The organism is Pseudomonadota bacterium (genome assembly GCA_010028905.1).
GTDB lineage: Bacteria > Vulcanimicrobiota > Xenobia > RGZZ01 > RGZZ01 > RGZZ01.
In genome coordinates this window covers 1-3,477 of sequence record RGZZ01000503.1, presented here as the reverse complement: position 1 = coordinate 3,477, position 3,477 = coordinate 1, and the positions used below count along the sequence as shown (strand labels likewise).

Genomic DNA, 3,477 nt, shown 5'->3' with positions numbered 1-3,477 from the left:
TCGAGCACTTCGGCCTGAGCGGCGTGGGCGATGTGGAGTTCCGCATTGATCCCTCCACGGGTGAGCCCTGCCTTCTCGAGATCAATCCCCGGCTGGTACCCACCACACGCCTGGGCCCTCTCTTCGGCCTCGACCTCTGCGCCGTGCTGCGCGACGCCCTGCGCGGAACGCCGACCGGCCCTCCCGCCGTGGCCGGCCACCCCGTGGGTCGATCCGGCGCCCCGCTTCAGGTCACCCTGTTCCCCACCGAGTGGATGCGCGACCCGCAGAGCCCCCATCTCATCGACGACCACCACGAGGCGCCCTGGGACGAACCGCGTCTCATGGCCGAGATGACCCGGCGCTTCGCCCCCCCGGAGCAGCGCGCGCCCGCACCGGACGCCGCACTCTTCTCGACGGGGTCAAACGCTTCCCGAGACGCCTCGTCGTGACGAAGACGACGCGCGCCCTTCACATACGGCCCTCGTGGCCCGTCCACTCCCTCAAGACATCTCAGGAGACCGATTCATGAGCACAAGCCCCAGACTCGTGGGTCCCATCGGCTACGGACACTCCGAGAACGTGCCCAACCTGTTCCAGGCCCTGGGCATCTCGCTGATCATCACGACCTATCAGGCCCAGAGCGTGCTGTGCCTGGCCGCCAACGGCGAGCGCATGGTGATGACGCAGCGCTACTTCGAGCGCCCCACCGGAGCGGCATACAGCGGTCGCGAGCTGGTCGTGGGAACCCGCCGCATGATCTGGCGCTTCACCCCCACCGGCGCCCTGCGCCGCAGCGACGGCGGCGTGCTCGAGCACGACCTTGTGCTGGCTCCACGCCAGTCGCACGTGACCGGCGACATGCTCGTGCACGATCTCGATTTCGCGGGCGACACCCTCGTCGCGGTGTGCACGTTTCAGCCCGGCTACAGCTTCGTGCCCCTGTGGCGTCCGCCGTTCATCTCGGGCCTGACGCCGGACGATCGCTGCCACCTCAACGGCGTGGCCACCAACGCGGACGGCCCGCTCTACGTGACCGCTCGCGCCGAAGCAGACACCGCAGAGGGATGGCGCCAGCAAGAGACGAGCAGCGGGTTCGTGATGCACGTGCCCAGCGGAGAGATGGTGGCCCGCGGGCTCGTCATCCCCCACTCCCCGCGGCTGCACAACGAACGCCTGTACGTGCTCGACTCCGGACGCGGAGAGCTGGTGTGCATCGATGCGGCCAGCGGGCGGCGCGAGACCGTTGTCCGGCTGCCGGGCTTCCTGCGCGGCCTGGCCTTCTACGACCGATTCGCCTTCGTGGGGCTGTGCAAGGCGCGCGAGAACCGGGAGTTCGGGGGCACCCCCCTCGACGAGATGCGCGACGCCCTGCAGTGCGCGGTGAGCGTAGTCGACCTCGCCACGGGCGCTGAGATCGCGCGGGTGACGTTCACCCAGGGGGTGGAGGAGCTGTTCAGCGTGGCGGTGCTTCCGCAGGCGCGCAAGCCCCTGCTGGTCGGGCTCGAGGAGGACACCATCGACGGCATCTTCGTGGTACCGCCGCAGGTGACCGCACCGTAATCACGCGCTCGGGCGTGCGGGTCGCCACGCCAGAAGCCTCGCAGGCGCGTCACGTGCGCGTCGTGGCGGGTTCGCAGACCGCGGTGTCGAGCAGGTCGAGGGCAGCCGCCGAGAAGGAGACCTGGTCCTCACCGTAGGCGCATCCGTCACCGCTCTCCTGGTCGTCTTCGAGTCCAGCGAAGGCACGGTCGAACATGCGGGAGTCAAAACGGCGGGGGCGGCGGTAGTCTTCCTTTGAAAAAAGGGCGTGAATCATCTCGGTCTCCTCGTCCGCACGCCAACCACTGGCGCGCTCTCGTCTCTTCCTATGTCAGGTGAGAGCATCGAGCGCGGCCGATTTGCAGATCGACCGAAATTTTTTTTCGGGGTCAGCTCATCGACGTCTCCAGGCTTCGATGCGCTCTGCCAGGGCACCGAAGACCACGGCCTCGTCGTGGCGCTCACGCACGCGCCGCAAACACGCGGCCCCCGTCGCCGTGCGCCGCGTCTCATCTGTCGCGAGCGCCGCGATGCGCCGCGCCATCTCCTCGACATCTCCGTAGGGCGCGAGCAGCTCGGTCGCGCCATCGACGAACTCGACCACCCCACCCGACCCGGCAAATCCCACCACGGGCAGCCCACTCGCGGCGGCTTCGAGCATGACGAGCGGACACGCGTCCTCCAGCGACAGGAGCGCGAAGATGTCGGCCCCGCCGAAGACCGCCGCGGGCGGACCGTCGGTCACCACGACGCGCACCCAGGGCGTCAGCTCCGCCCGCTCGATCTCGTGCAGCAACGTTGCGTGCTCCACGCCCCCTGGGTTCGAAGCCACCCACGCGAGGCAGAACCGATTCGAGAGCGACGACCGGCGCAGCGCCTGCGCCAGGGGAACGATGAGATGGGTTCCCTTCGTCCACGACAGGCGTCCGCATCCCACCACCACCGTTGCGTCCGGCGCAGCACCGAGAGTCGCGCGAAGGGCGGCCCGATCGCGCCGCGCGGCCTGCGCGATCACCGCGTCGACGTCGACCGCGTTGGGAATCACCGCGACCGAATCTGGGGGGCGTTCCGCGAAGCGGGCCACAGCGTCTCCGACCGCGCGGCCGCATGCCACGAAGTGATCGACCGCTCGCACCAGTTCGGGAAAGCGCCGCCCCAGGGCCGATGCGATGGTGAACTGCTGCTCGAGGGCGTGACAGACAAGCGGAGCCCCTCCCCGCTCGAAGCGTGCCAGCGGCTCGAGGGCCACGGCGCTGAAGGCGTGCACGAGACCGTAGCGTCCGGCGCGCAGCGCCGCGTCGTTCTCCGGAAGCCTCGGCGAGCTCGCCGTGAGCATGTGCACGGGCCCCAGTGCGGCGGCCTCGTCGTAGCGGGCCATCCCGGGTGCCGTGTCTTGCGCGGCGCGAGGGCCGCCCACGAGCAGCTCGAACCCCGTCTCCCCTCGCGATGTCAGCCATCGCATGAACGAGAGGGCCACGGCGGGCGCGCCCGACCGAGACAGGTCGGGAACGACGAACAGCACGGGAGGCGGCTGGCGCGAAACAATCATCAGCACAGGCTTCTCGCTCGCGATCGGCGTCTCCCCTCCCCGACCGCGCCGACAGGACGCCTTGCGACGGCGCGCGAACAGCGCCCCCGTGCACCCCACCATCTTTGCCGAGTTCGAGGAGATCTGTGCCCGCCGCGGGGGTGGAGGCGACGTGCTCGAGATCGGTGCCGTGCCCGCGGCCGACACGCTGCTCATGCTCCCCTGCCTGCGCGATGCGCGGTCGCGGGTGGGCGTGAACCCGGAAGGCCCCTCGCGCATCGACGGCATCACGATCGTTCGCGCGCGGGGCAACGACCTCTCCCGGTTCGCAGACGGGTCGTTCGACACAGTGCTGTGCAACAGCGTGCTCGAGCACGAGCCCCGCTTCTGGGAGGTGCTGAGCGAGGCGCGGCGGGTGCTGCGACCGG

The 3,477-nt window shown here is 69.7% G+C and carries 4 protein-coding genes; 3 read left to right on the top strand and 1 reads right to left on the bottom strand.

Going from position 1 to position 3,477, the window contains the following annotated elements; translation table 11 throughout:
- Together EB084_21910 and EB084_21905 are read left to right on the top strand one after the other, a co-directional pair.
- The coding region (locus EB084_21910) for a hypothetical protein (protein NDD30921.1) at positions 1-431 on the top strand (431 nt) is incomplete at its 5' end.
- A gap of 76 nt (positions 432-507) precedes the next feature.
- Complete coding sequence (locus tag EB084_21905) at positions 508-1,542, top strand: TIGR03032 family protein (protein NDD30920.1); 1,035 nt, start codon at positions 508-510, stop codon at positions 1,540-1,542.
- Positions 1,543-1,915: 373 nt separating this feature from the next.
- Here the strand turns inward: EB084_21905 and EB084_21900 are convergent, their stop codons facing one another.
- Positions 1,916-3,337: a glycosyltransferase gene (locus EB084_21900; protein NDD30919.1), complete on the bottom strand. Its 1,422-nt coding sequence runs from the start codon at positions 3,335-3,337 to the stop codon at positions 1,916-1,918.
- On the opposite strand from EB084_21900, the gene EB084_21895 reads away from it, so the two are divergent.
- On the top strand, positions 3,303-3,477 hold a 175-nt coding region (locus EB084_21895), incomplete at its 3' end, for a class I SAM-dependent methyltransferase (protein ID NDD30918.1). The two genes, EB084_21900 and EB084_21895, sit on opposite strands and share 35 nt — an antisense overlap.